The sequence below is a fragment of the Curtobacterium sp. PhB128 genome (genome assembly GCF_004340725.1).
Classification (GTDB): Bacteria; Actinomycetota; Actinomycetes; order Actinomycetales; family Microbacteriaceae; genus Curtobacterium.
This window is the reverse complement of sequence record NZ_SLUR01000010.1, coordinates 23,897-39,748: the sequence shown is the minus strand read 5'-3', so window position 1 is coordinate 39,748 and position 15,852 is coordinate 23,897. Positions and strand designations below refer to the sequence as shown.

At 71.4% G+C, this 15,852-nt stretch carries 13 protein-coding genes; 8 read left to right on the top strand and 5 right to left on the bottom strand.

The features are described from left to right. Positions 1 to 15 precede the first annotated feature (15 nt). The 7 genes from EDF23_RS15795 (at position 16) to EDF23_RS15765 (ending at position 6,987) form a co-directional block, all read left to right on the top strand. Positions 16 to 876: a sugar ABC transporter permease gene (locus tag EDF23_RS15795; protein WP_111084886.1), complete on the top strand. Its 861-nt coding sequence runs from the start codon at positions 16 to 18 to the stop codon at positions 874 to 876. Then, positions 873 to 1,763 (top strand): carbohydrate ABC transporter permease, encoded by an 891-nt coding sequence (locus EDF23_RS15790; protein WP_111084887.1) that lies wholly within the window; start codon positions 873 to 875, stop codon positions 1,761 to 1,763. The genes EDF23_RS15795 and EDF23_RS15790 overlap by 4 nt, the downstream gene beginning before the upstream one ends. Before the next feature lie 47 nt (positions 1,764 to 1,810). Beyond that, a complete protein-coding gene (locus tag EDF23_RS15785; protein WP_131922239.1) occupies positions 1,811 to 2,641 on the top strand; it encodes a ThuA domain-containing protein in 831 nt (276 codons plus the stop codon). After that, on the top strand, positions 2,638 to 3,741 hold the full coding sequence (locus tag EDF23_RS15780) for a Gfo/Idh/MocA family oxidoreductase (protein WP_279388211.1): 1,104 nt from the start codon (positions 2,638 to 2,640) through the stop codon (positions 3,739 to 3,741). The genes EDF23_RS15785 and EDF23_RS15780 overlap by 4 nt, the downstream gene beginning before the upstream one ends. A 257-nt stretch (positions 3,742 to 3,998) precedes the next feature. Beyond that, complete coding sequence (locus tag EDF23_RS15775) at positions 3,999 to 5,372, top strand: ATP-binding protein (RefSeq protein WP_131922237.1); 1,374 nt, start codon at positions 3,999 to 4,001, stop codon at positions 5,370 to 5,372. Continuing rightward, on the top strand, positions 5,369 to 5,983 hold the full coding sequence (locus tag EDF23_RS15770; protein ID WP_207895515.1) for a response regulator transcription factor: 615 nt from the start codon (positions 5,369 to 5,371) through the stop codon (positions 5,981 to 5,983). The genes EDF23_RS15775 and EDF23_RS15770 overlap by 4 nt, the downstream gene beginning before the upstream one ends. A gap of 95 nt (positions 5,984 to 6,078) precedes the next feature. After that, positions 6,079 to 6,987: a hypothetical protein gene (locus EDF23_RS15765; protein WP_131922233.1), complete on the top strand. Its 909-nt coding sequence runs from the start codon at positions 6,079 to 6,081 to the stop codon at positions 6,985 to 6,987. A gap of 69 nt (positions 6,988 to 7,056) precedes the next feature. Here the strand turns inward: EDF23_RS15765 and opgC are convergent, their stop codons facing one another. The 4 genes from opgC to EDF23_RS15745 form a co-directional block, all read right to left on the bottom strand. Further along, positions 7,057 to 9,555, bottom strand: a complete 2,499-nt coding sequence (gene opgC, locus EDF23_RS15760; RefSeq protein WP_131922231.1) for an OpgC domain-containing protein — start codon at positions 9,553 to 9,555, stop codon at positions 7,057 to 7,059. Continuing rightward, a complete protein-coding gene (locus tag EDF23_RS15755) occupies positions 9,552 to 9,962 on the bottom strand; it encodes an ATP-binding protein (RefSeq protein ID WP_165901162.1) in 411 nt (136 codons plus the stop codon). Before EDF23_RS15755 ends, opgC begins: the two co-directional genes overlap by 4 nt. Then, on the bottom strand, positions 9,959 to 11,908 hold the full coding sequence (locus EDF23_RS15750; protein ID WP_131922350.1) for a glycosyltransferase: 1,950 nt from the start codon (positions 11,906 to 11,908) through the stop codon (positions 9,959 to 9,961). Before EDF23_RS15750 ends, EDF23_RS15755 begins: the two co-directional genes overlap by 4 nt. A gap of 329 nt (positions 11,909 to 12,237) precedes the next feature. Continuing rightward, positions 12,238 to 12,978, bottom strand: coding sequence for a TetR/AcrR family transcriptional regulator (locus tag EDF23_RS15745; protein WP_131922229.1), 741 nt, complete (start codon positions 12,976 to 12,978; stop codon positions 12,238 to 12,240). 124 nt (positions 12,979 to 13,102) lie between these two features. On the opposite strand from EDF23_RS15745, the gene EDF23_RS15740 reads away from it, so the two are divergent. After that, positions 13,103 to 14,029 carry an NAD-dependent epimerase/dehydratase family protein gene (locus EDF23_RS15740; protein ID WP_131922228.1) on the top strand — a complete coding sequence of 309 codons (927 nt, stop codon included), beginning with the start codon at positions 13,103 to 13,105 and terminating at the stop codon, positions 14,027 to 14,029. Positions 14,030 to 14,440: 411 nt separating this feature from the next. Here EDF23_RS15740 and EDF23_RS15735 read toward each other — a convergent pair whose 3' ends face one another. After that, the gene (locus tag EDF23_RS15735) at positions 14,441 to 15,769 is read right to left on the bottom strand and encodes a fibronectin type III domain-containing protein (RefSeq protein WP_165901161.1); all 1,329 of its coding nucleotides are present in this window, start codon (positions 15,767 to 15,769) and stop codon (positions 14,441 to 14,443) included. Positions 15,770 to 15,852 lie beyond the last annotated feature (83 nt).

The following is a 15,852-nucleotide window of genomic DNA, read 5'->3' as shown; positions in this document are numbered from 1 at the left end:
CGGTTCCGATCCGGCGTGACCCGATGGCTCTTCGTGGTGCCAGCGGCGGTCTTCGTGGCCGTCTTCTTCGGCTACCCCGTGGTGAAGAACATCATCATGTCCTTCCAGGACTACACGACGGCGACCTTCTTCACCGGCGAGGCCCCCTGGGTGGGACTCGGCAACTACATCTCGGTGTTCCAGAGCTCGGTCTTCACGACGAGCCTCGTGAACACCGCCCTGTTCACGGCCGGCTCGATCATCCTGCAGTTCGTCATCGGGCTGAGCCTCGCGCTGTTCTTCCGTCGGCACTTCCCGCTGTCGGGCTTCCTGCGGGGGCTCCTGCTCCTGCCGTGGCTGCTGCCGCTCATCGCCTCGAGCGCGGTGTGGAAGTGGCTGCTCGACCAGGACAGCGGGGCACTCAACCAGCTCCTCGGCCTGGTGGGCATCGCCCCGGTCCCGTGGCTGGTCAGCCCGAGCCTCGCGCTCATCGCCGTCATCGGCGTCAACGTGTGGCTCGGCATCCCGTTCAACACGACGATCCTCTACAGCGGCCTGCAGTCCGTGCCGCCGGAGCTCTACGAGGCCGGGTCGCTCGACGGCGCCACCGGGTTCAAGGCGTTCTGGTACATCACGTGGCCGAGCATCCGGTCGGTGGTCAGCGTCGTGGTCGTGCTCGGGGTCGTCTACACGTTGAAGGTCGTGGACATCATCCTCGGCCTGACCGGCGGCGGGCCGGCGAACTCGACGCAGACCCTCGCCACGAACGCGTACCACCAGTCGTTCATCAACTTCCAGTTCGGCATCGGAGCCGCGGTGAGCAACGTGCTCATCGTCGTCTCGTTCGTCTTCGCGATGGTCTACATCGCGATCTCCCGGAAGGCGGTCGACGAATGAGCGTCGGACTCGCGAACCAGACCGTCACCGCCACCCGCGCGATCACGACGAAGCGGACCACCCGGGCACCCCGCCCGCGCGGTTCCGCCAAGGGCATCCCGTTCACGATCCTCGGGTGCGTGTTCCTCGCGATCATGGTGTTCCCCGTCTACTGGATGGTGAACACCAGCCTGCAGGCGACGTCCGGGGCCGCCACGGCGACGTGGTTCCCGTTCTCCCCCACCTTCGCCGGGTACGAGGCCGCGTTCGCCCAGCAGGGGCAGAACTTCCTGTCGAGCATGATCATCGGCCTCGGAACCGTCCTGCTGACGCTGGCCATCGCGACGCCGGCCGCCTACGGGCTGGCCCGGTTCCGGATGCGCGGCGGCCGGGTGTTCCTGCTCGTGCTGCTGATCACCCAGATGATCCCGGCGATCGTCATCGCGAACGCGCTGTACACGCTGTTCAACAACATCGGGCTGCTCAACAGCTACGTCGGGCTGATCCTGGCCGACAGCGCGGTCCAGGTGCCGTTCGCCATCCTGCTCATGCGGGCGTTCATGGAGTCGATCCCGCCGAGCCTGGTCGAGGCCGCACTGGTCGACGGCGCCAGCGACTTCCGGGCGTTCGTGTCGATCGTCGTGCCGATCAGCCGGAACGCCATCGTCACCGCGGCGCTCTTCACGTTCCTCGGCGCGTGGGGTGACTTCCTCATCGCACTGACCCTGACGTCGACGACCGCAGTGCGACCGATCACGCTCGGCATCTACAACTACATCGGCTCGAACGTCACCGACTGGGGACCCGTCATGGCGACCTCCGTGCTGGCCTCCCTGCCCGCTGCCGTCCTGCTGATCTTCGCGCAGAAGTACATCTCCGCTGGTGCCCTCGGCGGTGCCGTCAAGTGACGGCCCCGGACCGACGCCACCACGCAACCCAGCCAGAAAGGCACACCATGACCACCACCCCGCTGCGCATCACCGTCTGGGGCGAGAACGTCCACGAGCAGGTCGAGCAGCACGTCGCCGAGCGGTACCCCGACGGCATGCACGGCGCGATCGCCGACGGCATCCGCGAGAACCTGCCCGACGCCGTCGTCCGGACCGCCACCATGCAGGAAGCCGAGCACGGCCTGACCGACGAGGTCCTGGCCGCGACGGACGTCCTGACCTGGTGGGGGCACGCCGCGCACCAGGACGTCGACGACGCCGTGGTCGACCGGGTGCACAAGCACGTCCTGTCCGGCATGGGGCTGGTCGTCCTGCACTCCGGCCACTGGTCGAAGATCTTCGGCAAGCTGATGGGCACCACGTGCACCCTGCGCTGGCGGAGTGAACACGACCAAGAACTCGTCTGGACCGTCAACCCGCAGCACCCGATCACCCGCGGCGTCCCGAACCCGATCGTCATCCCCGAGCAGGAGATGTACGGCGAGTACTTCGACGTGCCGACCCCTGACGAGCTCGTCTTCATCTCGGGCTTCACCGGCGGCGAGGTGTTCCGGAGCGGCATGACCTACCGCCGCGGCCTGGGGAAGATCTTCTACTTCTCGCCCGGCGACCAGGACTTCCCCGTGTACCACCACAAGGACGTCCGCCGCGTGATCGCGAACGCGACCGAGTGGGCGCGGCCGGAGCGCGAGCGCGAGATCCCGACGCTCCGCCGGTACGACCTGGGCGAGTACTTCGAGGGCCAGCACTACCGCGGCCCGTTCGACGACGCGCCCGTCGACGACGCTCCGGTCAACGACGCCCCCGTCGACGACCACGCCGGAGCGCAGGCGTGACCGCGCTCCGCGTCCTGCAGGTCGGCGCCGGGGGCATGGGTCGGGCCTGGCTCAGCACCGTCGCCGCCGACCCCGACGTCGAGCTGGTCGGCATCGTCGACCTCGACCTCGACGCCGCGCGGGCCGGTGCCGAACACGCCGGCGATCCGAGCATCCCCGTCGGCACCGACCTGACCGTTCTCGCCGCCGAGACCGGTGCACAGGCGGTGCTCGACATCACCGTCCCGGTCGCGCACCACCCCGTCACGCTGCAGGCCCTGCACGCCGGGCTCCCCGTGCTCGGCGAGAAGCCCGCAGCGCAGACCGTCGCCGAAGCGCTGTCGCTCGCCGCGGCAGCCGAGGCCACCGGCAAGCTGTTCATGGTGTCGCAGTCGCGGCGCTACAACGACCAGCTCGTCGCGTTCCGCCAGCACGTGCGCGGCCTGGGCGCGATCGGCGGCCTGGGCACCCGGTTCGCCAAGGCCCCGCACTTCGGTGGCTTCCGCGAGCAGATGGACGACGTCCTGCTGCTCGACATGGCGATCCACGCGTTCGACTCCGCCCGCTACGTGCTCGAACGCGACCCGGTGTCGGTGTACTGCGAGTCGTGGAACCCGTCGTGGTCCTGGTACCGCGGCGACGCGGCGGCGGCAGCGGTCTTCGCCTTCGAGGACGACGTCCGGTACGTGTACGACGGCTCGTGGTGCGCACCGGGCGCCGAGACCTCGTGGAACGGCGACTGGCGGGCCTCGGGTGCCGCCGGCACCGCACTGTGGGACGGCGACCACGACCCGTCCAGTGACCTCGACGGCACCGCCGGTGCGCCGTCGGCCGCTGCCAGCGTGGGGCACGAGATCGCCGGGGCGCTGACGTCCTTCGTGCACGCCGTGCGTTCCGGCGAGACCCCGGACGGCGAGGTGCACGGCAACGTCATGAGCCTCGCCATGGTCGAGGCGGCGATCGCGTCGACCCGCACCGGGCAGCGCATCGTCATCGACGAGGTGCTCGAGCGCGCACACGTCGAGGCACTCGCCGCCGAGCGGCACGACGCGGTCCGCGACCGCCTGGCGGCGTGGAGCTCGGTGCGCGAGGCCCTGCGCACCCCCGTGCCCACGCCGTAGGCGCGCCGGCACGCCCGCCCGGCACGCCCGCGCGTGTTCCCCCGAGGTTCCGAGATCTCGGCATGTCGGCGGCCGTCAGGCTCCCGATCGGAACCTCGGCGGACGTGAGCGGCGCGTCGCGGGACCGCGACCGCTCCTGTCGAGCGCGGCGCGTGCGGTGGACGTGACCGAGGACGGACGGGAGGCCCGTGGCGACGCCGCCACGAGCCTCCCGTCCGCCTGTTCCACGATCACGGCGCGCCGGTTACGGTGTCCCTGTGCACGGACAACGGTCGTCGGACAGTGGCACGACCGCGCAGCCGGTCGTGGTGGTGGCCGCCGACCCGCGGCGACGGACGGGGCGGACTCCGTGGGGGCGCGTCCTCGTCGGGGTCGTCCTCGCCGCCGTGGTCGGCGGAGCCGCCGTCGCGACCGCCGGGGCACTCGTCTCCCAGCGCATCGCCGAGTCGTTCGCCGTCCGCGACGCGACCACCGACACCGCGGCGTTGGCACGGGTCGTGGTCGAACCGGCGCTGCTCGACGTGATCGCCGACCCGGCCGCGAACGACGCCGATCACGCCGCCGCCCGAACCCGACTGGACGACGCGGTCGCCGGCGAGCTCCGGGCCGGATCGGCCGTGCGCATGAAGCTCTGGGCCGCGGACGGGACCGTCCTGTGGTCCGATGAACGGCGGCTGGTCGGCGAGCGGTTCCCGCTGTCCGCCGAGGACCTCGAGGCACTGGAGTCCGACCGGTCGGACGCCGAGGTGTCCGACCTCGACGAGCCCGAGAACCGCTACGAACGCGGACACGGGCCGCTGCTCGAGGCGTACCAGGCGGTGCACACGCCCGCGGGGGAAGCGCTGCTGTTCGAGGCGTACCAGCCCTACGACGACGTGCTCGCCCGAGCTGCGGACCTGCGGGGGTCGTTCGCCGCCCTGGCGTTCGGCGTCGTCGCCGTCGTGCTCGCACTGCTCGTCCCGTTGCTGCTCTGGCTGCTCGTCCGCATCCGTTCCGGCCAGCGGCTGCGCGAACGGCTCCTCGGGCGCGCGCTCGACGCCGAGGCCGCCGAACGTCGCCGGATGGCCGCGGAACTGCACGACGGCCCGGTGCAGGACGTCGCCGGCCTCGCCCTCTCGCTGGGCGCCGACCCCGCCACGCGCGACGCCGCGGTCGTGCTCCGGTCGGCGGTGTCATCGCTCCGGACGTCGATGTCGACGATCCGTCCAGCGGCCCCGACGCCCGACGGACTCGCTCCCGCGCTCGAGGACGCCTGCGCACGGGCTCGCGCCGCCGGACTGACCACGGTCATCCGCTCGCCCGACGTCGTCGACGCCTCGCCGGCGGCGCTCCTCGCGGTCGTGCGGTTCGTCCGCGAGGCCGTCTGGAACACCGTCAAGCACGCCGGGGCGAGCCGCGTCGAGGTCACGGTGGACCGGTCCGGAGCCGTCGTGCGGGTGGTCGTGGCCGACGACGGCACCGGGTTCGACCCGGCGCTCGTCGTCGGCTCGATCCGCGCCGGGCACCTCGGGACGACGCTGCTGCGCGAGGTCGCCGAGGACACCGGCGGCTCCCTGCGCCTCAGCACCGGGTCCGGCACCGGCACCACCTGGGAGCTCGAGGTCCCCGCGGACACCGAGGACCTGCGGTGAGGGTGCTCCTGGTCGACGACCACGCCCTCGTCCGGGGCGGCCTGCGCGCCGTCCTCGCGACGACCGACGACTGCGCGGTCGTCGGCGAGGCGTCGACGGGCGAGGACGCCGTGGCGCTCGCCCCCGTGCTCCGACCCGACGTCGTGGTGATGGACCTGTCGATGCCGGGCGCCGGCGGGGTCGAGGCCACCCGGCAGGTGCGCGCCCTGCTGCCCGATGTCCGGGTGCTCGTCCTCACGACCTTCTCCGACGACCACCACGTCCGAGCCGCACTCGCCGCGGGCGCGACCGGCTACCTGCTCAAGGACGCCTCCCCCGACGAGGTCGTCGCCGCGGTCCGCGCCGCTGGCCGGGACGAGACGCCCATCGACCCGCGGGTGGCCCGTGCGCTCCTGCCCGGGGCCGCGCCCGCCGACCCGGCTCCGGACCTGCCCCCGCGCGAGCGAGACGTCCTGGTGCGGCTCGCTCGCGGACTGTCGAACCGGCAGATCGCCACCGAGCTCGGGATCGCCGAACGGACCGTGAAGGTGCACGTCGGTTCGTTGTTCCGGCGGATCGGGGTCGCCGACCGGACGAGCGCCGCACTCTGGGCCCGCGACCACGGCTGGTGACCGGGTACTAGTACCAAGGTCCGATGGTGCCGTCGACCGGGTCCGGCGACGATCGACGTGTACGGGCCACCCCGGCCCCTCCCCAGGAGGCACCCATGCACGCCGCACCCACGAACCCGGCTTCCACGCACACCGTGCGCACGCGCCGCCGACTCACCGGCATCGCCGCCGCGGTCTCCCTCGGCGCCGTGGCCGCAGCCGCCCTCGTCGGGGTCTCCCCCGCGAACGCGTCCGGCAAGACCTCGACCGGTGGCGACTACACCGTCACGGTGAACGGGACCACGACGAACCCCGCAGTGGGCAAGGACTTCAAGGTCAAGGGCGTCGCCGTCTCGGGCTCGATCAAGGTCCGTGGCAAGCACAACGGCTTCGACATCCGCATCGCCGACCTCGGCGTGTACGACTACACCCTGACCGGTGCGGCGGACACGCAGCGGATGGTGACGAAGCCGACGGTGGTGTTCGCCTCGAAGGTCCCGTCGCTCACCGCCGGCCAACTCGCCGGCGCCGAGCTGGCGTCGCTCGACGTGAAGGACGACACCCTGGTCGCGATCTTCTCGACGAGTCTGGGCAAGTACAAGATCCAGGCGAAGGACGGCGCCCAGGGCGGCGTCTTCCAGATGGAGACCGAGTTCGCCGGCCCGGTGACGTTCACCCACACGCTCGGTGCGGGACTCTTCTACTTCACGAACCCTTACACGGGCAAGATCAACTTCGGCGACGGCGTCGCGGCAGTGGCGTCCGGCAGTGGTTCGCACCAGATGCTCCTCGGCAAGGACAGCCCGCAGGTCGCCACGAAGACGTCGCAGACCGCGACGACCACCACGTGGACCGTCCAGCCCGGTGGCCGGCTGGGCGGCGTGCTCGGCGAGGACGCCGTCGAGCTGTCGCAGGGTGCCACCAACTGCACGAGCGACTGCCAGGCGCAGAACCAGATCCGCGGCTCGCTCCCCGTCCCGCCGGACCCGGTGAACCCGACGCCGTTGGTGGTCGCGGTCCGCTGACGCGACCCGGAGACGGACGGGAGGCCCGTGGCGACGCCGCCACGGGCCTCCCGTCCATCGGTGCGCGCGTCAGCGCGGGATGACCGAGAACAGGAACTTCTTCCGCACCATGTACCAGGCCAGCAGGATCAACGCCGAGTGCACCACGAAGCCGATCCAGAAGTCGCCCCACGGCACGCCGGGGATCGACGCGATCGCCAGCGCGAAGAACACCTGCCACACGAAGACGTAGAGGCTCGCCTGCCCGATCGGGATCCAGAGCCAGCCGATCGCCGTCGAGATCGGCTTCCAGAACACCGTCAGGATCGCGTACGAGACGATCGCGAAGAACGCGATGTCGACCAGTCGGCCCCACTGCAGGTCCACCCGCTGGTACGCCGTGTTGTACAGGTCCTCGTACATCGACGCCGGGAACGGGACCGGTGTGAACCCGGCGTGGTTCGCCGCCCAGACGTACACCAGGAACGCCGCGTAACCGCCGACACCGATGCCGACCAGGACCTTGCCGAGCCGCCCGGTGAGCGCGCCGATGATCTGCCGTCGGTAGTACCCGAGCACCAGTCCGTGGGTGAACACGACCTGCCAGGTGAGCAGCGGGAACACCGCCTCGAACTGCGAGTTCAGCGGGCGGAACTCCGGGTTGAGCGCCTGGAACACGTACAGCGCCCAGCTCACGACGAGCACCACCCACCAGAAGCCGCGGCGGATCAGCCAGAGCAGCGGTGGGATGAACAGGCTCAGCACCACGAACAGACCCATGATGTTGAACGGCCACGGGCCCATCTCGAGCAGCAGGAACTGTCGGATGGCGTACCACGGCGGCGGGTAGCCGAGCAACTGCATCGCGTTCGGGTACAGGTCGTACACCCGGCCCTCGGCACCGACGCCCCCGGTGCCGGTCCCCCGGTCGGTGAACGTCGTGATCGCGTCGGTGTTCAGGAACGGGACGAAGCTCAGCGCGAAGACGACCGCGATCACCACGAGCGTGACGAGGTACTGCTTGCGGGCACGCTTCCACGCCCCGATCGCGGCCGCCCACTCGCCGAACTTCTTGATGGCGAACGGGTAGGTCATGCCGAGGACCATGCCGGACAGGAACACGAACATCTCGGCACCGGTGATCGCACCGACCGCGTGCAGCGTGAGGTACGAGTACGGCCCGCCGATCTCGATGTGGGTGATCACCACCGCCAGGATGATGAACCCGCGGAACAGGTCGAGCCGCAGGTCACGCCCGGGTTTGCCGTCGTCGGGGTAGCGCCAGCTCGGCAGCAACCGTCCGAACAGCCCGCTCAGCAGGAACACCACCGCCAGGCCCACGGCGACCCAGACGATCCACGCCATCTGGTCGCCGCCGGTGTCGTACTGCTGGTCGGTCGCGGCGTTGCCCTGCTGCGTGGTGATGCGGTCGGTGACGGGCCCGAAGGCGAAGTGGTCGCCGCGCTCGAGGTCGGTGCGGAACGACCCGGCGATCCCGGGCACCGCCGTGTCGCGCCAGTCGGCGACACGGTTCCCGGCCTCGGGCTCGCGGCGGTTCGTCTCGAGGAAGGTCACGCCCCGGATCAACGGGCGGTCCTGGACCGAGGCGATCACCTGCCGCCACCAGCCCTGCTTGACCGGGAGCTCCGCGTCACCCCGGCGGGTGTGGTCGTACAGCGCCCCGGTGTCGAGCAGCATCGACCGGTCGCCGTCGACGGCGAACCGGTCGTAGAAGCTGTCCGCCTGCTGCTGCTCGTAGCCCCACGTCTCGTCGAACCGGGACTCGACCTCGCCACGCTCCGGCACGTCGTTGCGGGTGAGGGGGACGTCACGACCGGCGGCTTCGGTCGACTTGCCCTTGCCGAAGTAGTACATCGACAAGCCGACCCAGTCGACCGAGGCGTCGCCCGGCCAGTACGGCTCGTAGGGGTCGTCGGCCGCGGTCAGCTCGCCGTCGCCGTTGGTGTCGAGCTTCGCGACGTCGGTCGCGGAGAGGTCCGCCAGACGTCCCGCAGACTCACCGAACGGGTACCCCGCGCCGTACGACGGCGACCACACCATGCGCGCGTCGGAGTCGCCGCCGTGCACCGCGGTCGCGAGCGTCCGGAACGCCTGCACGAACTGGGTCGGCTGCTGCCCCCAGCGCACCCATGTGCCGTTCATCTGCGGCGCGAACCGCACGAGCACCTGGGTGTCGTACTGGTCGTGGATCTCCTGGAACGCGGTGTTCGCGGCGCGGGCGTCGGCGGCGTCGAGTGACCGGAGCGACTGCCCGGGCTCGAGGCTCACGACGAGGACCGCGCCCTGCGTCGCCGCGGCACGCGTCGCGCGGAGGAGCTCTCGCCTGGCCGAGCGGTCCAGCGGGTAGTCGATCTCCACCCCGTACATCGACGGCGTCGCACCGAGCCGTCCCTCGTACCCCGCCGGGGAGTCGTCGCCCCAGTCGAGGTCCGGGCCGAACCACGTCGTCCCGCTCGCCGGCTCCGCGGCCGTGTGCACCGTCACCGCGGACGCCGGCAGTGCACCGCCGAGCAGGAGCGTCGCGATCGTGACGAGGACGGCGACCACGCGGGCCGCCAGCAGCCTCACCGGTCGCACACCAGCGTCCAGACGTTGTGCCCGTGCTCGTGCCGGTGCTCCAGGCGGTCGAGGGCGGCGATCGCGAGCGCCAGACCGCGTCCGCTCTCCTGCTCGACGTCGGCCATCGTGACGGCGCTCAGGTCGATGTCCACGGGCAGACCGTTGTCGGTGAGCTCCGCGGTGAGCGCTCGGTCGGTCGACTCGAGCCGCACGGTGTAGCGCCGACCGGTCTCCTGGTCGGAACGGATCGTGTGCTCCACGATGTTCGCCGCGACCTCGGCCAGCGCGGTCTCCAGCGCGAAGCGGAGCCGGGCATCGTCGATGCCGAGGCCGTCCCACCAGACGCCGAAGCGGTCCTGGACCTCGTCGAGCGACACGGGCGTCGCGGCGACGTCGAAGGTGGTCTCGGCGTTCACAGTGGTCCTCCGGCGGTGCTCGACTCGTGCTCTGACTGGACTCCCGTGCCCGGGCCGCGGTAGAGCACGGCCCGGATCACGATGCTGAAGATGAACAGGTCGAAGACGACCCACGCGGTGTTGACGAGCGGCGCGATGCCCGACGCCTGCCCGGTCAGGTAGCGGATGCCGATCAAGATCAGTGCCGCGACCAGCGCCCCCATCGCGATGAGCTGCGGCTTGACGAGGTCCCACCGGGGCTTCTGCTCGGTCTCGTCGCGCACCTTCGGCGTGACCCGGAACCCGAGCGGCTTGCCGCGGAACACGTTCTCGAACGCACTCGTCACCGCCTCGATCCACACCGGGAACAGCGCGAGCGAGTACTGCTGCCCGCGCCACGTCGGTCTGCCGGCGGCCACCACCCAGAACAGCAGCTGGTTGAGCACGAGGAACGGGATCAGCCGGGCGAAGAAGTCGACGCTGTAGGCCTGCACCGGGACGACGCCGAACGACAGGCAGAGCACCGGGGCCGCGATGTAGACGATCGCGGCGAACCCGGACAGGTAGCTCCACATCGTCGAGAAGTACATCAGGCGCTGCCCCCAGGACAGGCCCTTCTGCACCAGCGGGTTCTCGCGGAAGAACACCTGCATGGTGCCCTGCGCCCAACGGAGCCGCTGCACGAGCATGGTCGGCAGGTCCTCCGGCGCCAGGCCCTTCGCCAGGATCTCGTCGTGGTACGCCGACTTCCAGCCGAGCCCGTGCAGCCGCATGGCGGTCGCCATGTCCTCGGTCACCGAGATCGTCGCCAGCGGCATGATCGGCTGCGCCTCGTCGTCGCGGTTGACGTCGAGTGCCCGTGCGAGGACCGCGATCGACTCGATGGCCGCCACGGGCGATGCGTCGCGCCGCCCGAGCACGTCGAGCGCGGCGTCGTCGAGCCCGGCGAAGGTGTTCGCGTCGGTCGACATCGCGGCGAGCTCCTGCAGGTCGTTCCGCACCGACTCGAGGTCGGCGGCGGCGAACCGGAAGGCGATCGTGTCAATCCCCCGCTGGAACGCGTAGGTGACGTCGCCGAGCGGTTCACCGGCCCGGACCTGGTCGCGAGCGCGGTCGACGACGGCTTCGGCCTCGTCCAGGGCGCCGAGCACCCGCGGGTCCGTCTCGGTCTCACGCGCACGGGCCAGCAGCTTCCGCGACGTCGTGATCGTGCGCTGCACCGAGGCCTCGACCTCGACCACGTAGCGGGAGATGCCGAGCTGCATCAGGGCCTCGCGCCGCAGGATCGCGTTCGACCCGCAGAAGAAGGCGGCGTTCCAGCCGTCCTTCGACTGCTGGATCGGCCCGTAGAACAGCGGCGCCTGACTGCCGAGCAGGTCCGCCTCGGGAACGTTCTCGAACCACTGCGGCGTCTGCACGAGCGCCATCCGCGGGTCCTTGAAGTAGCCGAGCGTGCGGTCGAGGATGCCGGGCTCTGGTACCTGGTCGGCGTCGAGGATGAGCAGGAACTCGCCCTGGGTCGCGAGCAGGGCGTTGTTGAGGTTGCCGGCCTTGGCGTGCCGGGGACGATCGATCCAGTCGGCACCGCGGGTGATGACACCGATGCCGAGCGAGTCGGCGGCCGCACGCATCTCGGGGCGGTTGCCGTCGTCGAGGATCCACGTCGTGTGCGGGTGTGTGATCGCCTGCGCCGCACGGGCCGTGCGCACGACCATCTCGACGGGTTCGTTGTAGGTGGTGATGAAGACGTCGACCGTGACGTCGGAGGACGGCTTCGTCGGGGGCTCACCGCGCTCGCGCAACCGCCACGCACCGAACGCGAACAGGAGCGAGTCGATCACGCTGTAGGTCTCGGCCAGGATGAGCGGCACGGCGATCCACCAGGAGTGCCAGTTCACCGAGGCGGCCCAGCGCCAGACGACGTAGTTCACACCGGCGATCGACGCCAGGAGTGCGACCGTGCGCACCGTGACGAGTCGACGGCGAGCCGTGCCGGTGGTGAGCCGGCGGCGGTCCTGGCGGCTGACGTCGAGCGCCGTCACCGGGTCGCTCCGTCTGCGGGGTCGCCGGCCGAGCTGCGTCGCAAGGGTGCCTCCTGATCCGCGCGGACCCCGGCCGCAGCGCACGCCCGGGTGTGGTGCCGTCCGGCAGCTGCCCAGGGGACACCGTTCCGGCCGTCCGCTCCGGTCGTCGGGCACGACCTCAGCGTAGGGACCTGTCTACCGCAGTGACCGGCACTCTGTCAGGCCCCGAGTGCGAGTCGTGGACAACGGCCCGGGCCGACCGCACGACCGGGTCAGAACGCGGCGGCGAACCCGAGGTCGTCGGCGAGCCGCGCGATCACCTGGTCGAAGTAGGCGGCACCGTCGGACACCGAGCCGACGAAGTGGCCGAAGAGCTCGAACGAGATCGTCCCGAACACCGTCGACCAGGCCATCAGGGTGCGGACCAGGACCTCGTCGGGCAGTGCGACGCCGAACGACCGCAGGGTGGTCACTGCGTCCGCGACGGCGGGACCGGCCACCCCGGGAGCCGCCGTGGGCGCGGCGGGTGATCCGGGCCTCCCGTCCGCCCCCGACGCCGACGTGACGTCCCCGCCGGGCGCGACCGCATCGGCCACCACCCGCACCAGCGCGAGCGTCGTCCGCGCGGCGGGCACGACCGTCTCGCGCGGTGCGGCGTATCCCGGCACGGGCGACCCGAACAGCAACGCGAAGTCGCCCGGGTGCGCGACGGACCACGATCGGATCGCGCGGCACGCGGCGACCCAGCGCGCACCCGGTTCCGGGCCGGCCGCGGCGTCAGCAGCTTCGACCGCTGCGCCGAGTTCGTCGTAGTCGACGATGAGCAGCGCCGTCAGCAGGTCGTCGCGGCTCGGGAAGTACCGGTACACCGCGGACGACACCATGCCGACGTCGCGGGCGACGGCGCGGAGACTGAGCGCTGCGGGCCCCTCGTCGGTGAGGCGGGTGCGCGCGGCGGCCAGGATGTCCGCTCGGATCGTCTGCCGGGCGAGCTCGCGTGCTGTCGGTGCCATCCGGTCACCATGCCACACGAGAGCACTGCACACAAATGAGAGCAGTGCTCTTGCTATTTCGTGTCCGAGCGCGCATCCTGGTTGCGAGAGCACCGCTCTCGCTACGAGAACGGAAGCAGGGACCATGTCGCACCACCACCTCGTCATCGGCGCCGGCCCGGTGGGCCGCCACGTCGCCGCGCTGCTCGCCGAGCGCGGCGAGCACGTCACCGTCGCCACCCGCTCGGGTCGCGACACCGGCCTGTCGGGGGTCGGACACCTCGCGCTCGACGCCTCCGAGGCCGAGGCACTCACCCGGGCAGCCGACGGCGCCGCCGTGCTGTACAACTGCGCGAACCCCGGCGACTACACCCAGTGGGAGCGCACCTGGCCACCGCTCGCGGCGTCGATGCTGACCGCTGCCGAGCGGACCGGAGCCGTCTACGCCATCACCGGGAACCTGTACCCGTACGGCCCGGTCGACGGCCCGATGCGCCCCGACACACCGGACGCGGCGACCGACCACAAGGGGATCCTCCGCGCACGGCTGTGGGCCGATGCCCTGGCCGCGCACCGTGCCGGACGCATCCGCACGGTCGAGGTCCGCGCTTCGGACTACGTCGGGCCGGGCATCGGGGCGAACGGACACGTCACGCGGGTGCTGCCGGCCGCACTGCAGGGGAAGGCCGTGACGATGATCGGCAGGACCGACCTGCCGCACACCTTCACCGACGTGCTCGACGTCGCCAGGACCCTGGTGGCGGCAGCCTCGGACGAGCGCACGCACGGCCGCACGTGGATGGTGCCGAGCAACGCTCCTCGCACCCAGCGGCAGGCGCTGACCGAGGTGCTGGCCGCGGCGGGCAAGGCACCCGTGGCCGTCCACCGGATGCCCGCGGCGGCGATCCGTGCGCTCGGGGTCGTGTCACCGATGATGCGGGAGCTCGCCCAGATGAGCTACCAGTGGACTGCGCCGTACGTGGTCGACGATGCCGAGAGTCGCGCGGTGTTCGGCATCGAGCCGACCCCGTGGGACGAGGTGTGTCGGCGGACCGTGGCGGGGGTGGCGTGAGGCGGGCTGGGGGGCGCTGCGGGGGCGGGCGGCGGGGGCGGGCTGCAGGCTGCGGCGCCGCCGAGGTTCCACAACATGCCGCCAGTGTGCCGCCGAGGTTCCACGGAGCGGCCGAGAGCGCGCCGAGGTTCCGAGATCTCGGAACCTCGGACCTCGTACCCTGCTCCCCCACCCCGCGCCCCACCCCGCGACACCGGGTGGCGCCGAGGTTCCACAACAAGCCGCCAGTGTGCCGCCGAGGTTCCACGGAGGGACCGAGAGAGCGCCGACACTCCGAGATTTCGGAACCTCGGGCCGGCACCCGCCCCACCGCCCACCGCACCACCCCGCCGCACGCCCCCCCCCGCCCGGAACACAGGACGGGGTGGGACGCGCCGTTGCGTCCCACCCCGTCCTGCCTCGGTCTGCCGGTCAGATCACCAGCAGCCGCGAGTACTGCGCCGACGACAGCTGCTGCGCAGCCCCGCCGGAGGCCGGCACGCGCCACAGCCCGGCCGAGGGCCCGCTGTCGACGTTCGCGAACACGTCGCCGTCGTCGGAGGCGGCACCCGTGTTCGCCCCGCGCGACCCCGCCGTGATGCCGGAGACCGCCACGGTGGACTTCCCACTGGAGCCGACCACGAGCTTGTCCGGGATCGTGCGGTCGACCTTGCAGCCGGCCGGGCTGGTCGGGTACTCGGCGGGGGCGCTGCACCACTCGGCGGACTGCAGCAGCGAGAACCCGTCGGCGTTGGCCGCCGCGTACTCGAACGCCAGACGGGGCTCGATCCGCGTCAGCGCCGTGGCGCCCGGCTTCAGCTGGTACCAGGCCCACGAGCCGGCGCCACCGGGAGAACGGATGTCGACGTACACGTTGCCGTGCGAGTCCGCGAGGACCGCTGCGGGGTACCCGACACCGGAGCTGCCGGGGAGGGTGATCGCCCGTGGGCTCGTGCCGGTGCCCACGACGATCGGGGAGATCTGCGAACCACCGACGGCGACGACCTTGCCGTCGGGGGTGACGGTCCAGAACCGCTGGCCGCTGCCCGTGGCAGTCAGGTCGAGCACGGTCGTCGCGGTGGAGCTGCCGACGGGGAGCTTCTGCACTGCCCCCGTCACCGAGTCGATCCAGTACAGGTTGCCGGCGACGTCGGAACGCAGGTCGGCGGTCAGGTGCAGCCCGGTCGCCAGCGTCCGCGTGGCACTGCCGTCGGCGGGGTGGAACAGGATGGAGGTGCGGTCGGCCGAGGGGGTGAACACGTCGCCGACGTCGTCCGCGGCGAAGCCCGTCCCGTTGGCCGCGACGACCTTCCCGGCGCCGGAACCGTCCTCGGCGAAGCGCACGACGTTTCCGGATGCGTCGAGGGCGAACAGCGACTGCGTCGTGTCGACCACGGACGGCGTGGTGTAGCGGACCAGGATCGTGCGGCCGGACTTCTTCGCGCCGATCGCTCGGACCGAGAACTTGTAGGTCGTCTTCGGCGTCAGGTCACCGAAGCGGTCGGACCGCGCCTTCGCCGGCAGCCGGTCGACGCCGTTGCCGGGCTGGTGCTGCGCGGGGGCGATCGTGACCTTCCAGCCGGTCACCTTCGCGCCCGACTTCGGGGCGCCCCAGGCCACGGTCGCGCTGTCGCCGGCTCCGGTGACCCGGACGGTGGTGGGCGCTCCGGGCGCCGAGGACGAGGGGGCTGCCGTCGCCGGCGCCACTCCCCCGATGACGAGCGCCGCCGCTGCTGCGACGGTGATGAGTGCTCGGTACACGTTCGTTCCCCTGCCTTCTCCGCGGCTCCCTGCGTCACGGCTCCAGGTATCACAGCACCGCTCGGACGCCAGGGGAATGGATC